The sequence below is a fragment of the Streptomyces sp. NBC_00385 genome, from assembly GCF_035917155.1.
In the GTDB taxonomy this organism is placed as follows: Bacteria; Actinomycetota; Actinomycetes; order Streptomycetales; family Streptomycetaceae; genus Streptomyces; species Streptomyces poriferorum.
This window is the reverse complement of sequence record NZ_CP107951.1, coordinates 4,293,152-4,318,988: the sequence shown is the minus strand read 5'-3', so window position 1 is coordinate 4,318,988 and position 25,837 is coordinate 4,293,152. Positions and strand designations below refer to the sequence as shown.

General features: G+C 69.3%; 23 protein-coding genes and 2 tRNA genes. 9 read left to right on the top strand and 16 right to left on the bottom strand.

Annotated elements, in window-relative coordinates; genetic code table 11:
• Window positions 1-44 precede the first annotated feature (44 nt).
• From OG959_RS19220 to pknB, 4 genes are all read left to right on the top strand, one after another.
• Window positions 45-1,538: a Stp1/IreP family PP2C-type Ser/Thr phosphatase gene (locus OG959_RS19220; protein WP_326660039.1), complete on the top strand. Its 1,494-nt coding sequence runs from the start codon at window positions 45-47 to the stop codon at window positions 1,536-1,538.
• 23 nt (window positions 1,539-1,561) lie between these two features.
• On the top strand, window positions 1,562-2,971 hold the full coding sequence (locus tag OG959_RS19215; protein WP_326660037.1) for an FtsW/RodA/SpoVE family cell cycle protein: 1,410 nt from the start codon (window positions 1,562-1,564) through the stop codon (window positions 2,969-2,971).
• Window positions 2,968-4,431, top strand: coding sequence for a peptidoglycan D,D-transpeptidase FtsI family protein (locus tag OG959_RS19210; RefSeq protein WP_326660035.1), 1,464 nt, complete (start codon window positions 2,968-2,970; stop codon window positions 4,429-4,431). Before OG959_RS19215 ends, OG959_RS19210 begins: the two co-directional genes overlap by 4 nt.
• A gap of 167 nt (window positions 4,432-4,598) precedes the next feature.
• Window positions 4,599-6,593: a Stk1 family PASTA domain-containing Ser/Thr kinase gene (pknB, locus tag OG959_RS19205; RefSeq protein WP_326660033.1), complete on the top strand. Its 1,995-nt coding sequence runs from the start codon at window positions 4,599-4,601 to the stop codon at window positions 6,591-6,593.
• Between the two features lie 77 nt (window positions 6,594-6,670).
• On the opposite strand, the gene OG959_RS19200 is transcribed toward pknB, so the two are convergent.
• Genes OG959_RS19200 through OG959_RS19175 form a run of 6 tightly spaced genes read right to left on the bottom strand, consistent with a single transcriptional unit; the run spans window position 6,671 to window position 11,178 of the window.
• Window positions 6,671-7,399, bottom strand: coding sequence for a class E sortase (locus OG959_RS19200; RefSeq protein WP_326660031.1), 729 nt, complete (start codon window positions 7,397-7,399; stop codon window positions 6,671-6,673).
• Between the two features lie 34 nt (window positions 7,400-7,433).
• Complete coding sequence (locus OG959_RS19195) at window positions 7,434-8,783, bottom strand: class E sortase (protein WP_326660029.1); 1,350 nt, start codon at window positions 8,781-8,783, stop codon at window positions 7,434-7,436.
• Entirely contained in the window at window positions 8,780-9,418 is a 639-nt protein-coding gene (locus OG959_RS19190; protein ID WP_306070826.1) for an aminodeoxychorismate/anthranilate synthase component II, read from the bottom strand. The genes OG959_RS19195 and OG959_RS19190 overlap by 4 nt, the downstream gene beginning before the upstream one ends.
• The gene (locus OG959_RS19185) at window positions 9,415-9,603 is read right to left on the bottom strand and encodes a hypothetical protein (protein ID WP_148019760.1); all 189 of its coding nucleotides are present in this window, start codon (window positions 9,601-9,603) and stop codon (window positions 9,415-9,417) included. The genes OG959_RS19190 and OG959_RS19185 overlap by 4 nt, the downstream gene beginning before the upstream one ends.
• Before the next feature lie 56 nt (window positions 9,604-9,659).
• A complete protein-coding gene (locus OG959_RS19180; protein ID WP_326660026.1) occupies window positions 9,660-10,385 on the bottom strand; it encodes a class E sortase in 726 nt (241 codons plus the stop codon).
• Window positions 10,386-10,410: 25 nt separating this feature from the next.
• A complete protein-coding gene (locus tag OG959_RS19175; protein ID WP_326660024.1) occupies window positions 10,411-11,178 on the bottom strand; it encodes a DUF881 domain-containing protein in 768 nt (255 codons plus the stop codon).
• Between the two features lie 141 nt (window positions 11,179-11,319).
• Here OG959_RS19175 and crgA point away from each other — a divergent pair, with 141 nt between their 5' ends.
• Window positions 11,320-11,574, top strand: a complete 255-nt coding sequence (crgA, locus tag OG959_RS19170; protein WP_136326732.1) for a cell division protein CrgA — start codon at window positions 11,320-11,322, stop codon at window positions 11,572-11,574.
• Window positions 11,575-11,872: 298 nt separating this feature from the next.
• Here crgA and OG959_RS19165 read toward each other — a convergent pair whose 3' ends face one another.
• Window positions 11,873-12,772 (bottom strand): rhomboid family intramembrane serine protease, encoded by a 900-nt coding sequence (locus tag OG959_RS19165; protein ID WP_326666475.1) that lies wholly within the window; start codon window positions 12,770-12,772, stop codon window positions 11,873-11,875.
• A 151-nt stretch (window positions 12,773-12,923) separates the two neighbouring features.
• Window positions 12,924-13,451: a peptidylprolyl isomerase gene (locus OG959_RS19160; protein ID WP_326660020.1), complete on the bottom strand. Its 528-nt coding sequence runs from the start codon at window positions 13,449-13,451 to the stop codon at window positions 12,924-12,926.
• A 362-nt stretch (window positions 13,452-13,813) separates the two neighbouring features.
• Between OG959_RS19160 and OG959_RS19155 the strand changes: the two genes are divergently transcribed.
• Complete coding sequence (locus tag OG959_RS19155) at window positions 13,814-14,527, top strand: DUF5324 family protein (protein WP_326660018.1); 714 nt, start codon at window positions 13,814-13,816, stop codon at window positions 14,525-14,527.
• A gap of 789 nt (window positions 14,528-15,316) precedes the next feature.
• Here OG959_RS19155 and OG959_RS19150 read toward each other — a convergent pair.
• Window positions 15,317-15,389: transfer RNA gene (locus OG959_RS19150), tRNA-Ala, on the bottom strand.
• Window positions 15,390-15,559: 170 nt separating this feature from the next.
• On the opposite strand from OG959_RS19150, the gene OG959_RS19145 reads away from it, so the two are divergent.
• Together OG959_RS19145 and OG959_RS19140 are read left to right on the top strand one after the other, a co-directional pair.
• Complete coding sequence (locus OG959_RS19145; RefSeq protein ID WP_219571613.1) at window positions 15,560-16,108, top strand: helix-turn-helix domain-containing protein; 549 nt, start codon at window positions 15,560-15,562, stop codon at window positions 16,106-16,108.
• Between the two features lie 109 nt (window positions 16,109-16,217).
• Window positions 16,218-17,558, top strand: a complete 1,341-nt coding sequence (locus tag OG959_RS19140) for a serine/threonine-protein kinase (protein WP_326660016.1) — start codon at window positions 16,218-16,220, stop codon at window positions 17,556-17,558.
• A gap of 1 nt (window position 17,559) precedes the next feature.
• Here OG959_RS19140 and OG959_RS19135 read toward each other — a convergent pair whose 3' ends face one another.
• The 3 genes from OG959_RS19135 to OG959_RS19125 all read right to left on the bottom strand — a co-directional run bounded on the left by OG959_RS19135 (window position 17,560) and on the right by OG959_RS19125 (window position 21,122).
• A complete protein-coding gene (locus OG959_RS19135) occupies window positions 17,560-18,903 on the bottom strand; it encodes a hypothetical protein (RefSeq protein ID WP_326660013.1) in 1,344 nt (447 codons plus the stop codon).
• Window positions 18,900-20,837 carry a vWA domain-containing protein gene (locus tag OG959_RS19130; RefSeq protein WP_442805595.1) on the bottom strand — a complete coding sequence of 646 codons (1,938 nt, stop codon included), beginning with the start codon at window positions 20,835-20,837 and terminating at the stop codon, window positions 18,900-18,902. The genes OG959_RS19135 and OG959_RS19130 overlap by 4 nt, the downstream gene beginning before the upstream one ends.
• Before the next feature lie 150 nt (window positions 20,838-20,987).
• Window positions 20,988-21,122: a DLW-39 family protein gene (locus OG959_RS19125; RefSeq protein WP_003958712.1), complete on the bottom strand. Its 135-nt coding sequence runs from the start codon at window positions 21,120-21,122 to the stop codon at window positions 20,988-20,990.
• A 317-nt stretch (window positions 21,123-21,439) separates the two neighbouring features.
• On the opposite strand from OG959_RS19125, the gene OG959_RS19120 reads away from it, so the two are divergent.
• A complete protein-coding gene (locus OG959_RS19120; protein WP_326660011.1) occupies window positions 21,440-21,814 on the top strand; it encodes a DUF6344 domain-containing protein in 375 nt (124 codons plus the stop codon).
• A gap of 144 nt (window positions 21,815-21,958) precedes the next feature.
• Here the strand turns inward: OG959_RS19120 and OG959_RS19115 are convergent, their stop codons facing one another.
• The 4 genes from OG959_RS19115 to gyrA all read right to left on the bottom strand — a co-directional run bounded on the left by OG959_RS19115 (window position 21,959) and on the right by gyrA (window position 25,795).
• Window positions 21,959-22,159 (bottom strand): superinfection immunity protein, encoded by a 201-nt coding sequence (locus tag OG959_RS19115; RefSeq protein WP_326660009.1) that lies wholly within the window; start codon window positions 22,157-22,159, stop codon window positions 21,959-21,961.
• A 125-nt stretch (window positions 22,160-22,284) separates the two neighbouring features.
• A tRNA-Ile gene (locus OG959_RS19110) sits at window positions 22,285-22,358 on the bottom strand.
• Between the two features lie 77 nt (window positions 22,359-22,435).
• On the bottom strand, window positions 22,436-23,035 hold the full coding sequence (locus tag OG959_RS19105; protein WP_326660007.1) for a DUF3566 domain-containing protein: 600 nt from the start codon (window positions 23,033-23,035) through the stop codon (window positions 22,436-22,438).
• 93 nt (window positions 23,036-23,128) lie between these two features.
• On the bottom strand, window positions 23,129-25,795 hold the full coding sequence (gyrA, locus tag OG959_RS19100) for a DNA gyrase subunit A (RefSeq protein ID WP_326660005.1): 2,667 nt from the start codon (window positions 25,793-25,795) through the stop codon (window positions 23,129-23,131).
• Window positions 25,796-25,837: the final 42 nt, after the last annotated feature.

The following is a 25,837-nucleotide window of genomic DNA, read 5'->3' as shown; positions in this document are numbered from 1 at the left end:
TGGCTCGAGACCGGCTGTACCCCGAACCGACGGGCGAGGTGCGCATGAGTCTTTCCCTGCGCTTCGCCGCCGGATCGCACAAGGGCATGATCCGGGAGGGCAACGAGGACTCCGGCTATGCCGGACCGCGTCTGCTCGCCATCGCCGACGGCATGGGCGGCCAGGCGGCCGGTGAGGTCGCCAGCTCCGAGGTGATCTCCACGCTCGTGCAGCTCGACGACGACGTCCCGGGCTCCGACATCCTCACTTCGCTGGGTACGGCGGTCCAGCGGGCCAACGACCAGCTGCGCATGATGGTCGAGGAGGACCCCCAGCTGGAGGGCATGGGCACCACGCTCACCGCACTCCTGTGGACGGGTCAGCGCCTCGGTCTCGTCCACGTCGGCGACTCGCGCGCCTATCTGCTGCGGGACGGCGTCCTGACGCAGATCACACAGGACCACACCTGGGTCCAGCGGTTGGTCGACGAGGGCCGGATCACCGAGGAGGAGGCCACCACCCACCCGCAGCGCTCCCTTCTGATGCGCGCGCTGGGCAGTGGTGACCGCGTCGAACCCGACCTCTCCATCCGTGAGGTCCGGGCCGGCGACCGCTATCTGATCTGCTCCGACGGGCTCTCCGGCGTCGTCTCCCACCAGACGATGGAGGAGACGCTCGCCAGCTACCAGGGCCCGCAGGAGACCATCCAGGACCTCATCCAGCTCGCTCTGCGCGGTGGCGGTCCGGACAACATCACCTGCATCGTCGCCGACGTCTTCGACGTCGACAGCAACGACACCCTGGCCGGTCAGCTCAACGACACCCCGGTCATCGTCGGAGCCGTCGCGGAGAACCAGGCCGCCCAGCTGAACGACGGCGGTGCCATGGAGACCCCCGCCGGACGCGCGGCCGGCCTCGGCCGCCCCGTCCCGCCGCCCTCGGGCGGCTTCGGTCCTCCCGGCAGCGGTGACGACGTCGGCTACGACGGCATGCCGGACGGGGCCTTCGGCTCCTACTCCGACGACGACTTCGTGAAGCCCGGCGGCCGCAAGTGGCTCAAGCGGTCCCTGTACGTCGTGCTCGCCGTGGCGGTCATCGGCGGCGGTGTGTACGGCGGCTACCGCTGGACCCAGACCCAGTACTTCGTCGGCGCGAAGAACGACAACGTCGCGCTGTACCAAGGCATCAGCCAGGACCTCGCGTGGGTCTCGCTCTCGAAGGTCGAGACGGACCACCCCGAGATCGAACTCAAGTACCTCCCGCCCTACCAGCGCAAGCAGGTCGAGGCGACCATCGCCGAGGGCAGCCTGGCCGACGCCCGCAAGAAAATCACCGAGCTCGCCACCCAGGCGACCGCCTGCAAGAAGGACGCGCAGCGCCGCGCAGCCGAGAAGAACGCCCCCAGCGACGAGGGCCAGGCCGCCGGCACGGACAAGGACGCCACCAAGACGTCCACCACGTCCGACGCCAAGACCAAGCAGACTTCAGCGACTCCCACTCCCGGTCCCAGCCTCTCGGAGGAAGAGAAGAAGCTGGTCCCGCAGTGCGGTAAGCAGTAAAGCCGTAGGGGGCCTTCAGCACCATGAGCGTTGTCACCAACACGACCACGATCGGCGCGATCGACGCACCGAGCCGGCGCAACACCGAACTGATGATGATGGTCTTCGCCATCGCCATCTCGGTGTTCGCCTACGCCAACGTGGGCCTCGCCATGGACGGGAGCCTCCCGTCCGGCATGTTCGGTTACGGAGCAGGGCTCATCCTGCTCGGCGGCGTCGCCCACCTCGTGGTGCGCAAGTTCGCTCCGTACGCGGACCCGCTGCTGCTGCCACTGGCCACCCTGCTCAACGGCCTGGGCCTGGTGCTGATCTGGCGGCTGGACCAGTCGCCACGACTGATCCAGCGCGCGGAGTACCTGTACGGGGCGTACAGCCCGGACGCCCCCAAGCAGCTCCTGTACTCGGCGATCGGCGTCGGGCTCTTCGTCGCGGTGCTGATGATCCTCAAGGATCACCGCATCCTCCAGCGCTACACGTACATCTCGATGGCCGCGGCGCTGGTCCTGCTGGTCATCCCGATGTTCTTCCCGGCGGTGAACGGCGCGAAGATCTGGATCAGCCTCGGCCCGTTCTCGATCCAGCCGGGTGAGTTCGCCAAGATCCTCATCGCGATCTTCTTCTCCGGCTATCTCATGGTGAAGCGGGACGCCCTGGCGCTGGCCAGCCGCCGCTTCATGGGGATGTACCTGCCGCGCGGACGCGACCTCGGTCCGATCATCACCATCTGGGCCCTGTCGATCCTGATCCTCGTGTTCGAGACCGACCTCGGTACGTCCCTGCTGTTCTTCGGTCTGTTCGTCGTCATGCTGTACGTCGCCACCGAGCGGACCAGCTGGATCGTCTTCGGTCTGCTGATGTCGGCAGCCGGTGCGGTGGGTGTGGCGTCCTTCGAGCATCACGTGCAGGACCGGGTGAACGCCTGGCTCGACCCGTTCTCCAAGGCGACGATGGCGCAGAGCGACCAGATCGCCCAGTCCCTCATGTCCTTCGGTTCCGGCGGCACACTCGGCACCGGACTGGGCCAGGGCCACTCGGACCTGATCATGTTCGCCGCCAACGCGGACTTCATCCTCTCCACCGTCGGCGAGGAACTGGGACTGGCCGGAATGATGGCCGTCCTGCTGATCTACGGTCTGATCGTCGAGCGAGGCGTCCGCACGGCTCTCGCCGCCCGTGACCCCTTCGGCAAGCTCCTCGCGATCGGCCTCTCCGGCGCCTTCGCGATCCAGGTCTTCGTGGTCGCCGGCGGTGTCATGGGCCTCATCCCGCTGAGCGGTATGACCATGCCGTTCCTCGCGTACGGTGGTTCGTCCGTTCTGGCCAACTGGGCGCTGATCGCCATCCTCATCCGGATCAGCGACACCGCCCGCCGCCCCGCCCCGGCCCCCGCACCGTCCTCCGACGCCGAGATGACCCAGGTGGTCCGACCGTGAACAAGCCCCTGCGCCGGATCGCGATCTTCTGCGGCGTCCTCATCTTCGCCCTGCTCGCACGGACGAACTACCTCCAGTACGTGAAGGCCGACGAGCTCAACACCCGCGACGAGAACCGCCGCGTCCGCATCGAGCGGTACGCACACGAGCGCGGAAACATCATCGTCGACGGTGGCGCCGAGATCACCGGGTCCGCCGAGACCAAGGACAGCGACTTCAAGTACAAGCGGGTCTGGAAGAACGGGCCCATGTGGGCGCCCGTCACCGGTTACTCCTCGCAGGCCTTCGGCGCCACGCAGCTCGAAAGCATCGAGGACGGCATCCTCACCGGCAACGACGACCAGCTCTTCTTCGACAACACGATGTCGATGTTCACCGGTGACGAGAAGCAGGGCGGCAACGTCGTCACCACGCTCAACAGCGCCGCCCAGAAGGCCGCGTTCGAGGGCCTCGGCAACAAGAAGGGCGCCGTCGCCGCCCTCGACCCGCAGACCGGCGCCATCCTGGCGCTCGCCAGCACGCCTTCGTACGACCCCTCCACCTTCGCGGGCAACTCCGACAAGGACTCCAAGGCCTGGCAGAAGCTCCAGAAGGACAAGGACAAGCCGATGCTCAACCGGGCATTGCGCGAGACCTACCCGCCCGGCTCGACCTTCAAGGTCGTCACCGCGGCAGCCGCTCTGGAGAACGGGCTCTACACCGACATCGACGCGGCCACGAAGTCGCCGCTGCCCTGGCGGCTTCCGCTGACCACCGGACAGCCCCTGGCCAACGAGGGCAACATCCCGTGCGAGAACGCCTCGCTCCGGGAGGCCCTGCGGATGTCCTGCAACACCGTCTTCGGCAAGATCAGCGATGACCTGGGCAACCAGAAGATGATCGACCAGGCCGACAAGTTCGGTTTCAACAAGGAGATCTTCACTCCGGTCCGCTCCGCCGCGAGCATCTACCCCAAGGACAACCGTCCGCAGAACGCCATGGCCGGCATCGGCCAGGCGTCCAACCGGACCACCCCGCTCCAGATGGCCATGGTGGCCTCGGCGGTCGCCAACGACGGCAAGCTGATGCAGCCGTACATGGTCGCCAAGCGGCAGTCGCCCAGCCTGGACGACATCTACACCCACGAGCCGGAGCAGCTCAGCCAGCCCATCTCGGGTGAGAACGCCCAGAAGCTCCAGCAGATGATGGAGACCGTCGTCAACTCCGGCACGGGCACGAACGCCAAGATCGCCGGCGCCACCGTCGGCGGCAAGACGGGCACCGCCCAGCACGGCCTCAACAACAGCGAGAAGCCGTACGCCTGGTTCATCTCCTACGCCAAGACCGATGACGGCTCCCCCGTCGCCGTGGCCGTGGTCGTCGAGGACGGCGAGGCCAACCGTGACGACATCTCCGGTGGCGGCCTGGCCGCTCCCATCGCGAAGGCGGTCATGAAGGCAGTCATCGACGGCAAGAAGTGACACCGCTCACACTCGACCCCAATTCCGCGCCCGCGGATACCGGTCGGATATCAGGTATTGCCTGCGGGCCGATCAGCTAGTGCGCGGCCGGTAGCGTATGCGCGAACAGCACACCGCCGGACCGCACACCGGTGCGGTCAGGACTGACGGAGAGGGCTGGAACAGTTATGGAAGAGCCGCGTCGCCTCGGCGGCCGGTACGAGCTGGGCTCGGTGCTCGGCCGTGGTGGCATGGCCGAGGTCTACCTCGCCCACGACACCCGGCTCGGCCGCACCGTAGCTGTGAAGACGCTCCGGGCGGACCTCGCCCGCGACCCGTCCTTCCAGGCCCGGTTCCGCCGTGAGGCCCAGTCCGCCGCCTCGCTCAACCACCCGGCGATCGTCGCGGTCTACGACACCGGTGAGGACTACGTCGACGGGGTCTCGATCCCGTACATCGTCATGGAGTACGTCGACGGGTCGACGCTCAGGGAACTGCTCCACTCCGGCCGCAGGCTGCTGCCCGAGCGCACCCTCGAGATGACCGTCGGGATCCTCCAGGCACTGGAGTACTCGCACCGCGCCCAGATCGTGCACCGCGACATCAAGCCGGCGAACGTCATGCTGACGCGCACCGGCCAGGTCAAGGTCATGGACTTCGGCATCGCCCGCGCCATGGGCGACTCCGGCATGACGATGACCCAGACCGCGGCCGTCATCGGCACCGCCCAGTACCTCTCCCCGGAGCAGGCCAAGGGCGAACAGGTCGACGCGCGCTCCGACCTGTACTCCACCGGCTGCCTGCTCTACGAGCTGCTGGCCGTCAGGCCGCCGTTCGTCGGGGACTCACCCGTCGCGGTGGCCTACCAGCACGTACGGGAAGAGCCTCAGCCGCCCAGCAACTTCGACCCCGAGATCACGCCCGAGATGGACGCGATCGTGCTGAAGGCCCTCACCAAGGACCCCGACTACCGCTACCAGTCGGCCGACGAGATGCGCGCCGACATCGAGGCCTGCCTCGACGGTCAGCCGGTCGCGGCGACCGCGGCGATGGGCGCGGCCGGTTACGGCGGCTACGGCGGTTACGACAACGACCAGCCGACCACCGCCCTGCGGGCCGCGGACCACAACGGCCCGCAGACGTCGATGCTGCCGCCGGTCAACCCGGACGACGGCGGCTACGGCTACGACGACCGCCCCGACCGCCGCCGGCAGAAGAAGGGCAACACCTCGACGATCCTGCTGGTCGTCGCGGGCATCCTGGTGCTGATCGGCGCGATCCTCATCGGCAAGTCCGTCTTCGGCGGCGACGGTGACAGCGGCGACGGCACGTTCGCCGCGCCGAACATGGTCGGTTCGACGGTCCAGGAAGCGAAGCTGCTCGCGGACAACACCAACACCGTCCTCAAGCAGGGCCCGAAGGAGGAGTGCGAGCAGCAGCCCGCGGGCAAGATCTGCCGGCAGACGCCCGCGAAGGGCGCGCAGGTCGAGGAGAACGACACCATCACGGTCTTCGTCTCCAGCGGTGCGCCGAAGGTCAAGGTGCCGGACGTCACGGAGAAGTCCGAGGAGAACGCCCGCAAGCTCCTTGAGGAAGAGGGCTTCACGGTCACGGTCAACTCTGTCGAGTCCTCCGACGCCGACCCGGGCACGGTCCTGGAACAGACGCCGACGGGCGGCGCCAAGGCCGAGAAGAACTCCGAGGTGAAGCTCTCCGTCGCCACGGAGAAGCTGATCTCGGTGCCTTCCGTGACCGGCCGGACGTGGGACCAGGCGGTGGCTCAGCTCACCCAGCTCGGCTTCACCAACATCGGCAAGTCCGAGGTCGACAACGAGAAGCCCGCGGGCGAGGTCGTCGAGCAGAACCCGGTGGCCGACGAGAAGGTGGGCAAGGACACCTCGATCATCCTCAAGGTGTCCAAGGGCCCGACGCAGCCTGCGACGGTCCCCGTGCCGGACGTCAGGATGAAGCCGGTGTCCCAGGCCAAGCAGGAACTCGCCGCGGCCGGCTTCACCAACATCCAGTTCGCGGAAGGCAACTCGGGTGACGACAACGCCATCGTGACCGGCAGCGACCCGCAGCCGAACACGCAGGCCGACCCGGCCGCCACCACCATCACGCTCACCACCATGGGCGGGAACGGGAACGGGAACGGCCTCCTCGGCGGCGGGAACGGCCGGTAGGTCACACCACGGTCCAGCAGCACAGGGCCCCGGTCACCTCAACGGTGACCGGGGCCCTCTGTCTGTCGTCGCCCGGATCAGAGCAGCTCCGCCGGCTTCGTACGGTCGTGGTCGACCTTCTCCGTACGCACCAGCTCGCCCCACACGATGTAGCGGTACTTCGACGTGAAGACGGGGGTGCACGTCGTCAGCGTGATGTAGCGGCCGGCCTTCTTGGCTCCGGAGCCCTTCGGAACGGACTGGAGCACGTCGACGTTGTACTTCGACGTCTCGGGAAGCTCCTTGAAGACCTTGTAGACGTACCAGGTGTCCTTGGTCTCGAAGACGATCGCGTCCCCGGTCCGCACCTTGTCGATGTTGTGGAACTTCGCCCCGTGACCGTCGCGGTGGGCGGCCAGGGTGAAGTTGCCCTCCTTGTCGGACGGGAGCGCCGACTTCACCGGATCGGTGTAGTAGCCGGCGATGCCGTCGTTGAGGGTCTCGGTGTCGGTGCCCTTCTTGACGAGCACCTCGCCGTTCTTCATCGACGGGACGTGCAGGAACCCGATGCCGTCCTTGGTGTCCAGCGCGCCCGGCCCGTCGGCCCAGCGGTCGCGGACGGTGTGGCCCTGCTTGGTGGCCTCGCGGTCGGCCAGGACGTTCGTCCACCACAGCGAGTAGACGACGAAGAGGCCGAGCACCAGGCCCGCGGTGATCAGCAGTTCGCCGAAGACGCTGACGGCGGTCGCGACGGGATGACGGCCCCTGGGCCGCACCGGGGGCGCGGACTCGCCGATCTGCTCTTCGTCCTCGGTCCTCGCTGCCACCGCACCGTCCCTGTCGTGATGTCGTTCGGCCCGCTCAGTCCAGGAGCGCGTCGGGCTTCCCCTCGCTGCGCGGCCGTTCGTCGACCATCTTGCCCCAGACGATCAAACGGTACGTACTCGTGAATTCGGGCGTACAGGTCGTCAGGGTGATGTAGCGGCCGGGCTTCTTGAACCCCGACTGCGGCGGCACCGCGCCGATGACCGACACGTTGGACGGCGAGGTCTGGGGAAGGACGCTCGTCATCTCGTACGTGTAGTAGGCGTCCTGCGTCTCGACCACGATCGGGTCACCCGGGGTCAGCCGGTTGACGTAGCGGAAGGGTTCGCCGTGGGTGTTGCGGTGGCCGGCCAGGGCGAAGTTGCCCTGCTTGTCCGAGGGCATCGCCGTGCGCAGCGGTTCCTCGCCGTAGTGCCCGACCATGCCGCGGTCGAGGACCTTCTCCTTGCTGATGCCTTCGGCGATGGGCGTGACCACGTCGAGTTTCGGGATGTGGATGATGGCGAAGCCCTCACCCGGTGCGAACACGCCGGGGCTGCGTTTGCCCTTGGCCCAGTCGTCCTGGATCTTGTGCGTCTCCTTGCCGGCTATCTGGTCGGCGCGCACGTTCGTCCACCACAGCTGGTACGTGACGAAGAGCAGCATCAGGACGCCCAGCGAGATGAACAGCTCGCCGACCACCCGGCTGACGACGACCGCGGGGCTGTCCTTCGCCGCCTTGGCCGCCCGTCGCGCCTCGACGCGCGACATCGGCTTCGGGGGCGTGGCGTCCGCGCCGCCGGCCCCCGCCGCCGTCCCCGTCTCCGGCTGCCCGTCGCCGCGCCTGCGCCCGCGGCCCTTCGCCGCCCGGCGCCGCTCGGCCCGTCCACCGGTGGCCGGAGCGGAGGCGTCCGTTCCGTCGGCGTCCCCGGGGCCGGCATCGCGATCGGGCTCCGGCTGCGGACGGATCGTCGTCACCGGCAGGACCGCGGTCACCGCCTGGTCGGCGACGACTATGCGCCGGGGTTCCGCCTTCCGCAGCGCGACGGTCTCGTCGTGGCGGGGCAGCGGCTCGGCAGGGGTGACGGGCGACACGGTCACGGGCGGGGCCTGCGCGGGCTCCTGGCGGCCGTACCAGTCCCGTTCATAGCCTTCGGGGTCGTACCACTCGCTCGGAGGCCCCTGGGCCGCCTGTGGCCCGTGTGGCGCCTGCACCGGCGTCGCCCCGTCCCCGTCCGCGGCCGCCTCCCCGGCGGGGGTGTTCTCCGCCCGGAACCACGGCGACGCGTGCCGCCCGGGCAGCGGGTCGTTCAACGGGTCCGCCAGGTGATCCACCGCCGCCTCGAACCCGCCCGGTTCGTACGGGCCGTCCTGTCCGGCGCCGGATCCATGGCGGGGTGGCGTCACGCGACGGCCTTGCCCACCACCGGCGCGAGTCCCGCCGACCTCTCGACGGCTCCGGCGTCACCGCACTGCGCCAGCCAGTTCGCCAGCATCAGATGGCCGTGCTCGGTGAGCACCGACTCCGGGTGGAACTGCACCCCTTCGACCGCCAGCTTTCGGTGGCGCAGCCCCATGATGATGCCGTCGGCCGTCCGCGCGGTGACCTCCAGCTCCTCGGGGACCGTGTCCGGTTCGGCGGCGAGCGAGTGGTAGCGGGTCGCGATGAAGGGCGAGGGCAGACCGGCGAAGACGCCCCTGCCCTCGTGGATCACCGGGGACGTCTTGCCGTGCAGCAGCTCCGGGGCGCGGTCCACCACGCCGCCGTACGCCACCGCCATCGACTGCATGCCCAGGCAGACGCCGAAGACCGGGACGCCGGTCGCCGCGCAGTGCCGCACCATGTCGATGCAGACGCCCGCGTGCTCGGGGGTGCCGGGACCGGGCGAGAGCAGGACGCCGTCGAAGCCGTCCTGGGCGTGGGCCGTGGTCACCTCGTCGTTGCGGAGCACCTCGCACTCGGCGCCCAGCTGGTAGAGGTACTGGACGAGGTTGAAGACGAAGCTGTCGTAGTTGTCGACGACGAGGATGCGGGCGCTCATCGGCCGGCCCCCATCGCGCTCGTGCCGTCGCCGTCCACCGTCACATCGCCGAACGGGAGCAGCGGCTCCGCCCACGGGAAGACGTACTGGAACAGGACGTAGACGACCGCCAGGGCGAGCACGAGCGAAATGAACCCACGCACCCACGCGTTGCCCGGCAGATGCCGCCAGATCCAGCCGTACATGCTGACCCCTCCATTCGGTACGGGACCAGACTAAAGGGCCGGGGCATCGCCGTGGGTCAGCTGTGGAAAGCTGCGGGCTTCCCGTCGGTGACGGGCTGTGTCGCGTCCAGGTGCGCCCAGGCGATCAGCCGGTGGCTGCTGCCCCACTCGGGCTCGCAGGTGGTCAGCGTCAGATAGCGGCCCGGTCCGTCGAAGCCGGATTTGCGGGGAACCGGGTCGATTACACCGACATCGCTCGGCACGGTCCGGTAGGGCTTCTTGTCGATGCGGTACGTGAACCACGTCGTCCCGTCCGTCACGATCACCGCGTCACCGGGCCGCAGCTTCGGGAAGTCCTTGAACGGATCGCCGTAGGTGCGCCGGTGCCCGGCCACCGCGAAGTTGCCGGTCGCACCTGCCGCCGCCGTGCCCCGGTAGTGCCCCAGCCCCTTCTGCAGGGTCTTGACCTCCGTGTTCTCCAGGACGGGCCACTCCCAGTCCTTCCCGAAGCGGGGTATGTAGAGCATCGCGAACGGCTTCCCGTCGCGGTACGCCTTCGGGGCCGCGGCCGGGGCCGTCGGCTTCGGGGGCTCCGGCTTCGGGGGCTCCGCGGGGGCCTGCGGGGCGGGTGCGGTCACCGCTCCGTGCGCCCACTGGTTCTGCAGGTCGTCGATCTGACCCTCGGTCGCGCCCGCCGCCTTCACTCCGGTCCAGAACAGGACGTAAACCACAAAGAGGATGATCAGGGCGCCGACGGTGATACACAGCTCGCTGAACGTCCTGACGATCAGTCGCACCGACACCGGTCGGCCTCCCCGCAGCTGCTCGCTACTTCACCGGCTCCGCATAGTGGAGATCCACTGTGCCCGAGTAGCCGGGAAGAGTCACCGCCTCGCGCTCGTCGACTTTCCAGCCGAGCCCGTACGCCTTGACGTACAGCAGGTAGTTCTGGATCGCCGGCGAGGCGTCGAGCGCCTGTTCCAGCTTTCCGGGATCACCGACAGCGGTGATCTTGTAGGGCGGCGAGTAGACCCGGCCCTGGAGGATCAGGGTGTTGCCGACGCAGCGCACGGCGCTGGTGGAGATCAGCCGCTGGTCCATGACCTGGATGCCACGGGCGCCGCCCTGCCACAGGGCGTTGACGACGGCCTGGAGGTCCTGCTGGTGGATGACCAGGTCATTGGGCTGCGGATCGGGGTAGCCGGGGCTCGCCGTGGCGTTCTGCGGGGCGTCGTTCAGCGTGACGGAGACGGCACGGCCGGAGAGCTTCGCGGTGCCGGCGGCCCGCTCCAGCGCCTTGAGCCTGGCGTCCTCCGCCTCGGTGCTGCCGCCGTCGCGCTGGGCGAGGGTGTCGATGTCGTCGCGCACGGCGGCCACGGACTCGTCCAGGACGGCGTTCTTCTCACTGCGTTGCTGAATGAGATCGGAGAGTTTCAGCAGCGAGGAGTCCGTACGGATATTGGTGCCCTTGGCGGTATTGGCACTGGTGACGAAGATGAGGCCCGCCAGGGCGAAAACGGCAGCCGTGAGCACTTTGGCCGGATGCCGGAAGGTGCGCCGGACCGGGCCTGGGGGAGAGTCGGCAGAATTGCTCAACGTACCCTTATCTCCTTCGGCGCCACGGAAGCACTACGCTAACGGACGCCCGGGGGAGGCAGCATTCCCCCTCGCGCCCAGCCCCGGCGCCAGCCACAGTTCCCTGCGCGGTCACGCAGCGCATCGACAGGAGAGTTCCTCGTGCCGAAGTCACGTATCCGCAAGAAGGCCGACTTCACGCCGCCTCCGGCGAAGCAGGCAACCAACATAAAGCTGACCAATCGCAGTTGGGTCGCGCCGGTGATGCTGGCGCTGTTCCTGATCGGACTGGCCTGGATCGTCGTTTTCTACGTGACCGACGGCGACCTGCCGATCGACTCGCTGGGGAACTGGAACATCGTCGTCGGCTTCGGCTTCATCGCCGGCGGCTTCGGCGTCTCGACCCAGTGGAAGTAGCTCCGCGGACCGCGTAGCACCACAGCGGACCCTGGTCACGCAACCCTTGCCCTGAGTTACCCACAGCGTTATCCACAGGCGGGGGAAAAGGTCAGACGATCTGTGGATAACTCCCCGGCCGTTGACGCCGGTGTGACTGCAGCCACCCCTCGACGCGAGTGGCACGCCCCTTGTCCTGGCTGGAAAAACCCAGCTCAGCGACAAGGGGCACAGCTGTACCCGCATCATGCACAAGATCAGGTACACACTGTGGACAACTTCGATCACAAACGGTCCATATCGGGCTGACCGTGCCCGCCTACGTCAGCGCGGCCGTTCTCGCCACCACGATCAGGACCACTGCGACCAGCACCGCGGCACAGGTGCCGAACTGCACGAGGTTCCGCCGCTCCCGTGGCGCGTGCACCATGCCGATCCCGATCAGCACGCCCGCGACGAGTCCGCCCACATGCGCCTGCCAGGCGATTCCGCCCCAGGGGTTGAAGGTGATCACCAGGTTGAGGGCGAGGATCATGAACACCGGGCGCATGTCGTAGTTCAGCCGGCGCATCAGGACGACCGTGGCGCCCAGCAGGCCGAAGATGGCGCCCGAGGCACCCAGCGAGGGCTGATTCTGCGGAGCGAGCCAATAGGTCAGGGCGCCGCCCGCGAGCCCGGAGATCAGATAGAGCGCCAGATAGCGGGCGCGGCCGAGCACCGCCTCCAGCGGTCCGCCCAGCCACCACAGCCCCAGCATGTTGAAGGTGAAGTGCCACACCGCCTCGTGCAGGAACATCGACGTGAACAGCCGGTACCACTGACCCTCCGCGACTCCCTGGACCGGGCCGTACGGGTAGTACGGAGCCTGCCCCAGCAGCGTCAGGTCGTTGATCAGCGCGTCGTTGGCCAGCACGGCGAGGAACACCGCGGCGTTGATCCCCAGCAGGATCTTGGTGATCAGCCGGGGGTCGGCCGCGACCGCACCGCCGGCGATCGTCCGCGGCCGGGCGGCGGCCGGGTGGTGTCCCGTACCCGACCCCTGGCGCACACAGTCCGGGCACTGGAAACCGACCGAGGCACTGACCATGCAGTCCGGGCAGATGGGCCGGTCGCAGCGGGTACAGCGGATCGCCGTCTCACGGCCGGGGTGGCGGTAACAGCTGACCGGGCCGCCGGCGGGCGGGGTCGGGCCCTGGCCGCCCGGCGGCTGCTGGTCCATCGGTCCCATGCGCGGTCCCCTCGGTCCTCGTCGTGGCGACAGCGCACACGGCACCGCCCTGCGCGTCCGCCCTCATATCAAGTACGGACGGACAGGGCGGTTGGTTCCCGACAGGAGGACCGGAGAGTGACCGGACGGTGACGTCAGGCGATCAGCGCTTCTCGACGACGACCGACTCGATGACCACGTCCTGCACCGGGCGGTCGGTGCGCGCGTTCGTCGCAGTGGCCGCGATGGCGTCCACCACCTTCTGGCTCGCCGGGTCCACCACCTCACCGAAGATGGTGTGCTTGCCCGTCAGCCAGGCGGTCGGCGACACCGTCACGAAGAACTGCGAGCCGTTGGTTCCCGGACCGGCGTTGGCCATCGCCAGCAGGTACGGCTTGGTGAAGGCCAGGTCGGGGTGGAACTCGTCGCCGAACTCGTACCCCGGGCCACCGGTCCCGTTGCCCAGCGGGTCGCCGCCCTGGATCATGAAGCCGCTGATGACCCGGTGGAAGACGGTGCCGTCGTACAGCCGGTCCTTGGACTTGGCGCCGGTCGCCGGGTGGGTCCACTCGCGCTCACCGGTGGCGAGCTCGACGAAGTTCTTGACCGTCTTGGGCGCGTGGTTCGGCAGAAGCCGGATCTCGATGTCGCCCTGATTGGTCTTCAAGGTGGCGTAAAGCTGCTCGGCCACGGTCTGCCTTCCGTAAGTCTGATCTGACGTCAGCCGATCCTCGCACGGACCACCCCGCCCGGCGCCCGGCCCGGCCGCGCCGCACCCGGCCCGCGCACCGTTGCGCCCCCTCACGGCCTCACCCCCGACCGGCAGCCGTGCGAGAACAAATGCGGCCAAGTGCGTGACGAACCAGCGCGGGGCGGACCGAACCGTGGCATTGTCGTCGGCAGGCTCCCCTTGCACCTGCTTGCCCCGGGGCATCCCTGATGGCCTGAATGACCCGGATGCCCGCTCCGCGTGCCGCACAGGTCCCCTGCAGGCATGATCTCGAACTGGGTGGATAGGCGGAGTACCTACCCGCCACCAAGGAGGAGGATCCCGTGACCCGCATCGACAGCGTGCGCGCCGCAACCGACTCGGCGAGGGACAGCGTGCAGCACGCCGCGGTAGTGGTGGCGCCCTACGCCGACTCGGCCAAGGAGCAGGCCGTTCACTATGCGCACGAGGCACGCACACTGCTCGCGCCGAAGGTGTCGAAGGCAGCTCAGCAGGCCCGTGTCCAGTACGACGCGCACCTTGCACCACGTCTCGAACTCGCCCTCACACACGTACCCCCCAAGGTCGACGAGGCGGCCCAGCGCGCGGCGCTGCGCACCCGTCAGGCCGCCCGGAGCGCCGCGGACTACACCGTCCCGCGCGTCGAGCACGCCATCGCCGCCGCCCAGCCCGTGGCCGAGGAGGCCACGGCCCGCAGCACGGCCGCACTGGCGGCACTGCGCGGACAGGTCACGCCGAAGGAGATCAGGAAGCTGACCCGGAAGCACGACCGGCGGGCCAAGTGCGGACGCGCGTTCAAGGGCCTGGCCGTGGCCGGCCTCCTGGCGGGCGCCGCCTACGCCGCCTGGCGGTGGTGGGACAAGCAGGCCAACCCCGACTGGTTGGTCGAGCCTCCCGCCCCCACCGAGGTCGACGACCGCGCCCCGCTGACCTCGGTCGACGGCAGCGATCCGGCGGTCCTGGACCCGGAGGTACAGGCCAAGCAGGCCGAGGCGGAGGGCACCCTGGACGGCCAGGACCCGGACGAGCGCCCCTGACCCGCGACCTGACCCGACCTGCCTGACGCCGACGGGCTCTCCCCGCGGCCGGACAGGACGACGAACGGGCGCCGGAAGACCTTGAGGTCTTCCGGCGCCCGTTCGTCGGATGGCCTGCGAGTTCCGTCTGCAGAACCGGGATGGACGCCCATCGTTTCCAGTCACCGGAGCCGTCCCCTCCAGCGTGGCCCCCGCAGTCGTCCGAGCCCACTCCTCGAGCCAGGCATCCATGCCCTCACCACCAGGATCCGGGGCGGAGACCGTCAGGAAGTGGTGACCCGCGTCGTACGGCTCGGCAAGGATCTCGGGGTACTCGAGCGAGAACATCCCGTCGTCCGCCCGCGCGGCCGCCCACTGGCCGAAGGCGGTGACAAGCAGCCGCACGTCCGAAACTGCCACCTCCCGCTTCTCGCGGGTGGCGCCTTCCTCAAGACGGTCGGCGAGCCCATCGCGCAGCTCACGTTCCTCTGTCTCCGGCTCCGCCCCGATCCGGATCGGAGCGGAGCGGCCGCGACCCCTCGTCCAGATCGACCGGCGCCTGGTGCAGATCCCAGCGGCCCCACTCGTACCGGGGGCTGTGCGCTCCGCCAAGGAGCCCGGCACACGCCGCCCGGCCGGTGGGCACTGCCAGATGCTCAGTGGGACGAGGGCAGGGACGCTGCCCACGCCCGGGCAGCGACCGGCCGAAGCCGAACACCGGCGCTCCCGTGCCGGCATGTCAGCACGGGAGAACGGGACAAAAAAGACCCCCCTGTCTGCATTACTGCAGTCCAGAGGGGTCTAACGATGTGGAGCCTAGGAGATTCGAACTCCTGACATCTGCCTTGCAAAGGCAGCGCTCTACCAACTGAGCTAAGGCCCCGAAAAACAGGCAGCACCCGACGCTTCGCGCCGTGGGCCACCGCCGCAGACCAGAGTACCGGGTGACCCCCTGAAACCTCCAAAAAGATAGGGACTCCCGGTAGGCGACCACTCTCCGTAAGATGCACGACGAGGTTCGCAGCAGCGAAGCCGCAGCGAAGGGGAGACGCCATGGATGCAGCGCAGCAAGAGGCAACGGCCAGAGCCAGGGATCTTCAGCGCAGCTGGTACGGGGAGCCGCTGGGTGCGCTCTTCCGACGGCTGATAGATGACCTCGGCCTGAACCAGGCCCGGCTCGCCGCGGTGCTCGGGCTGTCCGCCCCCATGCTCTCCCAGCTCATGAGCGGCCAGCGGGCGAAGATCGGCAACCCTGCGGTGGTCCAGCGCGTCCAGGCGCTCCAGGAACTGGCCAGTCAGGTGGCGGACGGCAGCGTCAGCGCGGGAGAGGCGACCGACCGCATGGAAGAGATCAAGAAGTCCCAGGGGGGTTCCGTGCTCACCGGCACCGGCCAGACCACGACGACCGGCGGCGCGCCCACCGTGCGCCGTGTGGTCCGCGAGATCCAGTCGCTGCTCCGGTCCGTCGCGGCGGCCGGTGAGATCATCGATGCCGCCGACTCCCTCGCCCCGGCCCACCCGGAACTGGCAGAGTTCCTCCGGGTGTACGGCGCAGGGCGCACCGCGGACGCGGTGGCGCACTACGAGGGCCACCAGAGCTAGACGGCCGGACAGGACCGGGCACCCGCCCGGCAACCGGAGGATCCGGGTCCGGGCGCAGGAGCAAGGACACGCACGGGCCGACACAGGAACGGGGAGCGGGCGCAGCGCAATGGGTGAGGTCTTCGCTGGTCGGTACGAACTGATCGATCCGATCGGACGTGGTGGGGTCGGTGCTGTCTGGCGTGCCTGGGATCACCGGCGCCGTCGTTACGTGGCGGCCAAGGTCCTCCAGCAGAGCGACGCGCACACGCTGCTGCGCTTCGTCCGCGAGCAGGCGCTGCGGATCGAGCACCCGCACGTGCTCGCCCCGGCGAGCTGGGCGGCCGACGACGACAAGGTCCTGTTCACCATGGACCTGGTCAGCGGCGGTTCGCTGGCCCATGTCATCGGTGACTACGGCCCGTTGCCCCCGAGGTTCGTCTGCACGCTGCTCGACCAGCTGCTGTCGGGGCTTTCGACGGTGCACGCCGAGGGGGTCGTGCACCGGGACATCAAGCCGGCCAACATCCTGATGGAGGCCACCGGCACCGGCCGGCCGCATCTGCGGCTGTCCGACTTCGGGATCTCCATGCGCAAGGGCGAGCCCCGCCTCACCGAGACGAACTACGTGGTGGGGACGCCGGGTTACTTCGCACCCGAGCAGATGATGGGCGCCGAGCCCGACTTCCCCGCGGACCTCTTCGCGGTCGGTCTCGTCGCCCTGTATCTGCTCCAGGGCCAGAAGCCCGACTCCCAGGCACTCGTGGAGCACTTCGCCTCGTACGGAACGCCCAGCGCGCCGCAGGGCATCCCCGAGCCGCTGTGGCAGGTCCTCGCGGGGCTGCTGCAGCCGGACCCGCAGGCCCGCTTCCGCACCGCCACGGGCGCGCGCAAGGCCCTGACGGCCGCCGTCGAGATGCTGCCCGAGCCCGGGATCGACGACGAGCCCGTTGAGGTCTTCGACCAGATCGGCCCGCTGCCCGCCGGATTCGGCCCCGCCGGTCCCGTAACGGACCAGCAGGCCCCACAGGCCCCGCAGGCCCCGCAGGCCGGACAGCCGACGACAGGGCAGCAGGCCACGGGACAGCCGCCGTACACAGCGCCCCCGGCCGCCATGTCGGAGACGGGCAGCTTCCACCTCCCGCCGCCCCCTCAGCCCACCGCGCCCACGCCCCGGGCCGCGCACCCTCTCGCCCCGCACCCGGCGACCCGCACGACGGCCCCCTTCCCCGCCGCCGTACCGGATCCCTCGCAGGCCCCCACCTCCGCGGTGCAGCACGAACAGCCGCTCACCCGCGCCTACACCGCCCAGCACCCGCAGGCTCCGGCGGCGCACCGCCCGCCCGCCCCGGCGCCCGCCCCGCACGCGCCGCGAACGCGTCCGGGACCGCCCCCGAAGGTGGCGGTCCCGGTCCTGCTGGTGGCGCTGATCTGCTTCGCCGTGGGCATCTGGGCGCTGACCCAGGCCTGAGCTACCAGGCCTGCGGCGGCCCTCCGTACGGAGGCTGACCGACGCCGTCGGTGGTGGTGGCCGCGCGGCGCCGCGCGAGCAGGGTCCACACGCCCAGCGCGAGGACCAGCACGGCGCCCGCGCCGATGCCGGCCGCGCCGACGAGCTTCATCGTGTTGCTCTCGCTCTCGGCCGCCTGCGGACCGCTCTGGCCGCTCCTGGCCAGGTCCTTGTCCTTGTCCGTGACCGCGAAGATCCCGGCGTCGCCCGCGTACGGAGTCCCTTCCGCCTTGCCTTCGACCTTGACGGACAGCGTCAGCGGGAACGGCTTGTCGCCGTAGGCCTCGGCGACCTTCGGGCTCAGCGTGACGGACAGGTAGTACCAGCCCGCGAAGCGCATGGCGCTGACGCTGCTGCCGGCGTCGAACCTGTTCCGGTAGGCGACCGGAGGCACCGGGTCCAGGGAGACGGAGGCCGGCTTGCCCGAGTACGCCATGGGCGACACGTTGCCGACATGGCCCAGGGCCGGGTTGTCCAGGGCCATCGCGAGCGCGCCGCTGATGTACTCGTCGGAAGCGGTGCTGTTGCCGAGGCCGGCCGTGGCGAAGATCTGCTGCCCCCAGTCCACCGGCACCCGGTAGAAGAGGGTCTGCCCCGGCGTGATCTCGTCCTTCCACTCACCCGTCTCCAGGCTCGTGGCGTCGTAGTAACCGGAGCCGCCCTGCCTGCGGTTGTCGGTGGCCGGCGTCGGCGGCGCGGGTGACGCCGACGGCCAGTCCTCCGGCGCCTCCGTGGGCATCGCGGCGTCATCGGCGAGTGCCGGCTCCGTCGCGTACCGCAGCTCCAGCTCCCAGTCCTCCGGTCCCGAGGTGGCCTTGCTCTCCCGCTCGACGAGGACGTTGTACGTACCCGGACCCTGGCAGGTGCCGCTGTCCTTCTCCACGACCCGGTAGGCGTACGCGGCGATCGGACGCGGGTACTCCGCGGACTCGAACCGGGCGTCCTCGGAGCTGCACCGCAGATCCGAGGAGTCCCTGACGCTCACCGTGATGCCGTCCCCGTAGGCGACCTTCCCGCCGCTCTTGGGTACGGCGACGGCCGAGACGTACGCGTTCGTCGTCGCGTCCAGGTTCAGCCGGTAGTACAGCTTCTCGCCCGCCTTGATCGAACTCCTGTAGACGGAACCCGCCTTGAGTGCCTTCGCGTCGGTGTTCACCACCGCGCCGGCCACCGCCTCGGCACCCGGGTCGAAGGTGTACGCAGCCGTCTCACCGTCCGCCCACGCCGGTCCCGGCAGCGCCGCCACCGCGCACATCGCCGCGACCGCGGCCAGCGTCACCCGGCCCCTGCTGCGCTGCCTCTTCACGCGCTTCCCCTCGTCGTCCGTGCGGCTGCCCCGCGGCGGCTGCGTACATATACGAACACGGCGACCAGCGCGGCCATGACGGCAGCCCCGGCAGCAGCCGCGATGCCGGTCCATCCTGCCCCTCCCGCACCACTGCTGTCTGCGGACGCGATCGAATCGCCCGCCTTGTCCCCATCCCGAGCGGCCTCTCCCTCGGCCACGGGGGCGCCGTGCTCCGGGCCGGCACGTTCGTCGCCGAGTACCGACACCCGCAGCACCAGACCGATCTGCGGGTTCTCCGCGATCTCGGCGGCCTGCCCGCCCAGCGTCACCGAGAGGTAGAAACCGCCCCCGGCATGCACCGGCCACACATCGGTCCGGTCCTCGTAGCGGTTGGTCCAGGCGACCGGCACTGCGCCCATCGCCACCGCGGCGGGGCGGCCGTTGTACATCGCGCTCGGATGGAACTCGCCACCGCCGGTGAGCGGGTGGCGGGCAGGCGTGTACAGCTCGGTCGCGCCGTACGAATAGGTGGCCGTGCCGCCGTCCACCGTGGGCTCGTTGGCGAACTCCACCTCGTATCGCACCTGCTGGCCCCAGCCCGCCGGAACCCTGTACCAGAGCGTCTGGGACGGCAGGATCCGGTCGCGCCAGACGCCCTCACCGATCGTCTCGGCGTCGTTGAACCCGGTGCCGCCGCTTACGTCACGGGGATCGCCCGCGGGCAGGGCGGCCTCCTTGCCGCCCCGGCCGTACTCCGTCTGCGACTGGGCGGGCGTCACACCCTTCGCCAGCGGCGCCTCGACCCCGTACACGAGCTCGAGGGGCCAGCGCGCGGCGTCGGAACCCCTCTTGCTCTCGCGCTCCACCACCAGCCGGTAGCGGCCGGCCCGGTCGCAGGTGCGGGTGCCCTCCTCCGAGCGGATCCGGGCGACCGCCGAAGTCAGCGGGACCGCACCCTCCTTCTGCAGGAAGCGCGCGGTGTGCGTCCCGCAGGAGCCGTGCTCGTCGTACTCGATCCTGGTGCTCAGCGCGTCGAACGTGTCCACGGCAGCCCCGGGCTGCGGCACCGCCGTCGCCGCGAAGTCCGCCGTGGACACGGCGTCCAGGTCGACCGCGTAGTACCGCTTCTCACCCGGCCCGATGGTGTCCAGGTACTGCCCGGGTACGAGCACGGGCGCCCGGTCGACGGTGGCCGCGCCCGCCACCCGCTCGCCCCGCAGGCGGTAGCCGTCGGCGGAGAGCCGGGAGGCGCGCTGGAGCTGACGGGCCAGCGCCTCGGCGTCCGGTGCGTCGTAGTAGCGGCCGTTGCCCGCGTTGGCGATGCACTCCAGCTGTTTGCGGGCCGCGCCCTTCACCTGGAAGCCGACGGTGTCGATGCGCAGCCCGACGCCCTCCTCGCCGAGCTGCTCGGCGACCTCGCACGGCGGCGGCGTACCGCAGTTGTCCTCACCGTCGGAGATCAGCAGGATCGTGCGCGTACCGATGGAGCCGCCCGCGGGTCGCGGCAGGTCCTGCGCCGCCTTCCGGAGCGACAGGCCGATGGGGGTGTCCCCCCGGGGCCGTACCGCCGCCACGGCCTGCTTCGTCGCGGCCCGGTCGAGGGGGCGCACCGGGCGTACGAGCCGGGTGTCCGTGCAGCCCTGCGGCCGGTCGGCGCCGTACACGCGCAGACCCGTCGGATAGCCGTCGGGGAGGCCGTCCACGACCGTGCCGACGGCCGTCCGGGCGCTCTCCATCCGGGTACGCCCCGTACCGTCGTCGTCCGCCATGGAGCCGGACGAGTCGAGCACCATGACCAGGCTGCCGCTCCCGTCGGACCGGGCCTCGGCCGGTGCGTCAGGGGCGGCCGGCGGGTCCGCCAGGGCCGGCAGCGCGCCTGCCACCAGGGCGAACAGCGCCCCGCCGATCAATGTCCCCACCCGCGCGGTGCGGTGGTGATTGCGTGCGTTCACCCGTGCCCCCTCGACCCGAACCCCGGTTCCTTTGCTTAAGCAAGTTATTGATTTGCTTAAGGGAACTCAAGGGCACAGGCGTCACGGTCCCGCAACAGCACGAAGCCCCGGCCGCATCTGCGACCGGGGCCCGCGACAGGCTGTTCTGTCTCACACACCCGAACCTGCGGGCACGGAGTCAGTCGCCTCCGTCCACAGATCCTGCTCGGCGCGATCCGCCTGGATCTGGCGGTACACGAGGAGCCCGCCGATGGCGGCCAGTGCGACCAGGAGAAGCTTCTTCACCGCGCGACCTCGTCTTTCCTTGGCATTGGGGAGTTCTGCTGCCCGACTATACACATCGGCCGATATCGACCGGTGACCTCCCCGCAACCCAACTGGCGCCTACGAAAGAGCGTTCATCGCCGGACTGTGCATCGACGGCCGGGGTGCCGACAGCACCCCGGCGCGACGCCTGGACACCTCATATCCCCACCGGTTGCACCATACGAGTGGTGTTCATCTGAAGAACGGCATATCGGTGGCGTCGCTCCCCGGAATCGCGAGCCGGATCCACATCATCAGAAAGGTAAGCAAACCGGACCACCCGAAAGTGAGGGGCCATGAGCACCTTCAAGGCCAAGAGCATCTGGACCGCCTTCATCACCGCGTTCTTCGCACTCCTCGCGGCGCTGGGCCTCGCAAGCTCCACCGCCGCGGCCACGGAAGCCACGGTCACGGAGCCGGCGACCACGAGCCACGAGCACAGCGCCCGGGCCGCCGCAACTCCGACCGCCCCGTCGGTGCGATGGACCCTCCCGCGTGACCGGGCGCTGCCGCCCACGATGAAGCAGCGCATCCGCGCCGAGGCCCACGGTTCCTCACCCTCCGCCCGGACGCTCGCCCCTGACACCCTGGACACCGCCCGCGCCCCGCACGGCACCCGCACCGCCCTCGGCAACGCCCAGGCCCAGGACGGCGTCCCCCTGCCACCCTGAGCGCGCCGCGCCTGACACACGCGAGGCCCCTGGACCGGGATCCCCGGCAGGGGCCTTCTTCATGCCCGCAGGCCGGTGTCACGCCCCGCAGGCCGCCCGCGGGGCCGGCGTCACAGAGCCCCGCGGATATCCCGCGGGCCGGTGTCACGCCACCGACGGGACCTTGGGCTTGCGCAGGGCCAGCACCAGGGCCACCACCCAGCCCAGGAACGTCGCGCCGAAGATGACGTTGATGACCAGAACCAGCCACCGGTTGTCCGTCCCCCGGTGGAAGGCGATCAGAGACGGCAGCAGATAGACCGCCAGGCCTATCAGGGAGAGCAGCCCCGTCATCACGTATTCCATGCGGTCCCCTGCACCTTGATCGATCGAGGCGCTCGACGTACCCGGCGGAGCCCCATGGCCGTACCCACGCAGAAGGCCGGTAGATCCTGAGATCTACCGGCCTTCTGACCTGCTACGTGCTGCTGTGGGGCTAACAGGATTTGAACCTGTGGCCTCATCCTTATCAGGGATGCGCTCTAACCAACTGAGCTATAGCCCCGCCGCGCTTTTGTGTCGCGCTGACGTGAAGAAGATTAGCGCACGTCGGGGCCAGTCCCAAAATCGATACCCGTACCGCTACTCGTCCTCGGCCAGTGTGAGCTCGACTCCGCCCACGAAGCCTGCCGACAGGTTGTAGATGAAGGAGCCCAGCGTCGCCAGCGCGGTCGCCAGCACCACGTCGATCACCGCGATGACCGAGGTGAAGATCAGCACGCGCGGCAGCGAGAGGAACGACTGCAGGTCGAAGCCGTTGCCCTCGTTGGAACCGGTCGCCTCGCTGATGGTGCCGCCGACGGTCTCGAAGACACCCATGGCGTCCATGACCATCCACAGCACCGCGGAGGCGACCACCGTGCAGATGCCGAGCGCGATGGACAGCAGGAAGCTGACCTTCATCACCGACCACGGATCCGCCTTGGCCACCCTCAGACGCGCCTTGCGGGTACGCGGAGTCGTCCGCGCGCCCGTGCGGGGTCTACGGGTCGCCTGAGCCGTTCCCGCGCCCTGCTGGCCCCCGTGGGACCGGCCGCCGCCCTGGGTCCCGCCCGGGGGCGAGGGGTAGGCCTGCGGCGGGTGGTACGGGCCCGCCTGGCCCGGTGCGGGTTCCCGCTCACCGGGCAACGGCCCGGTCGCGTAACCCTCGTACTGGGGCTGAGGGCCCCGGGTATCCGTCACAGTGCCCCCTTGGGAGTCCGTGGCAGAGCCACGGGCACCGTTCCCGCCGGCTCCTGAAGCGGCCGAACCTGCGCCCGTGGCTCCACTCACGCTCTACTCCTCGTGCTCCCCGGTCGAGGACGTGTTGCCCTCGACTGTGCCGTCGTCCGTGCTCTCGGCAGTCGCGTCGGCCGCGGTGGCCTCCGACACTGCCTCGGTCGTCCCGCCTTCGGCATCGGCGTCGACGGATCCGTCGACCTCTTCGGCCTCGCGACCTGCCTCGGCGTTGCGAGCGATACCGACAACGGCGTCTCGCTTGCCCAGATTGATCAGTTGGACGCCCATGGTGTCACGGCCCGTCTCCCTGACTTCATTGACTCGCGTACGAATCACACCACCGCCGAGCGTGATGGCGAGGATCTCGTCCGTCTCCTCGACCACCAGCGCGCCGACCAGCGAGCCCCGGTCCTCCACGATCTTGGCGGCCTTGATGCCGAGGCCGCCGCGACCCTGGACGCGGTACTCGTCGACAGGGGTCCGCTTCGCGTACCCGCCGTCAGTGGCAGTGAACACGAAAGTACCGGGCCTGACGACATTCATCGAGAGCAGTTCGTCTCCCTCGCGGAAACTCATGCCCTTGACACCCGAAGTGGCGCGGCCCATCGGGCGCAGCGCGTCGTCCGTAGCGGTGAACCTGATCGACTGGGCCTTCCTGCTGATGAGCAGCAGATCGTCCTCCGACGACACCAGCTCGGCGCCGATCAGCTCGTCGTCCGATCCGTCGGCCGTCTCGCGCAGGTTGATGGCGATGACGCCGCCGGAACGCGGCGAGTCGTAGTCCTTCAGCGCGGTCTTCTTCACCAGACCGCCCTTCGTGGCCAGGATCAGATACGGCGCCGCGTCGTAGTCACGGATCGCCAGGATCTGCGCGATCTGCTCGTCCGGCTGGAAGGCCAGCAGGTTCGCCACGTGCTGACCGCGGGCGTCGCGGCCGGCGTCAGGGAGCTCGTAGGCCTTCGCCCGGTAGACGCGGCCCTTGTTGGTGAAGAACAGCAGCCAGTGGTGCGTCGTCGACACGAAGAAGTGGTCGACGATGTCGTCTTCCTTGAGCTTCGTCCCGCGCACACCCTTGCCGCCGCGCTTCTGCGAGCGGTAGTCGTCCGTCTTCGTGCGCTTCACATAGCCGCTTCGGGAGATCGTGACGACGATGTCCTCCTCGGCGATCAGGTCCTCGATGGACATGTCACCGTCGAAGGGCACCAGCTTGGATCGCCGGTCGTCGCCGAACTTCTCGACGATCGCCGCCAGCTCCTCGCTGACGATCTGCCGCTGCCGCTCCGGCGAGGCGAGGATCGCGTTGTACTCGTTGATCTTCGCCTGGAGCTCGTCGTGCTCGGCGGTGATCTTCTGGTGCTCCAGCGCGGCCAGCCGGCGCAGCTGCATCTCCAGGATCGCGTTCGCCTGGATCTCGTCGATCTCCAGCAGGCCCATCAGGCCCTCGCGCGCGATCTCCACGGTGTTGCTGCGCCGGATGAGGGCGATGACCTCGTCGATGGCGTCCAGGGCCTTGAGCAGACCGCGCAGGATGTGCGCGCGCTCCTCGGCCTTGCGCAGCCGGAACCTCGTACGCCGGACGATGACCTCGATCTGGTGCGTCACCCAGTGGCGGATGAACGCGTCGATCGACAGGGTGCGCGGCACCCCGTCCACCAGCGCCAGCATGTTGGCGCCGAAGTTGGTCTGCAGATCGGTGTGCTTGTACAGGTTGTTCAGTACGACCTTGGCGACCGCGTCCCGCTTCAGCACGACGACCAGGCGCTGGCCCGTGCGCGACGAGGTCTCGTCACGGACGTCCGCGATGCCGCCGACCTTGCCGTCCTTCACCAGGTCGGCGATCTTCTGCGCGAGGTTGTCGGGGTTGGTCTGGTACGGAAGCTCCGTCACGACCAGACACTGGCGGTTCTGGATCTCCTCGACCGCCACGACCGCGCGCATCGTGATCGAGCCACGGCCCGTGCGGTACGCCTCCTCGATGCCCTTGCGGCCCACGACGAGCGCGCCCGTCGGGAAGTCCGGGCCCTTGATCCGCTCGAGGAGAGCGTCCAGCAGCTCCTCCTGCGTGGCCTCCGGGTGCTCCAGGTACCACTGGGCGCCGGACGCGACCTCGCGCAGGTTGTGCGGAGGGATGTTGGTCGCCATGCCGACCGCGATGCCCGCCGAACCGTTGATCAGCAGGTTCGGGAAGCGCGCCGGCAGAACCACCGGCTCCTGGTTGCGGCCGTCGTAGTTGTCCTTGAAGTCGACGGTCTCCTCGTCGATGTCACGGACCATCTCCATGGACAGCGGCATCATCTTGCACTCGGTGTACCGCATGGCGGCGGCCGGGTCGTTGCCCGGGGAACCGAAGTTGCCGTTGGAGTCCACCAGCGGCATGCGCATCGACCAGTGCTGCGCCAGGCGCACCAGGGCGTCGTAGATCGAGGAGTCGCCGTGCGGGTGGTACGTACCCATGACGTCACCGACGACGCGGGCGCACTTGTAGAAGCCCTTCTCGGGCCGGTATCCGCCGTCGTACATCGCGTACAGAACCCGGCGGTGGACGGGCTTGAGGCCGTCCCGCACGTCGGGCAGGGCGCGCGACACGATGACGGACATCGCGTAGTCGAGGTAGGAGCGCTGCATCTCCGTCTCGAGCCCGACGGGCTCGACACGCATGCCCACGCCCTCGACGGGCGGGACCTCTTCGGGCGTCACGGGGGCAGGGGTGTTCTCGTCGGCCATTGCTGGTCAAAGTCCTTTCGCGCTGCGGCTGCGGCTTGGAGG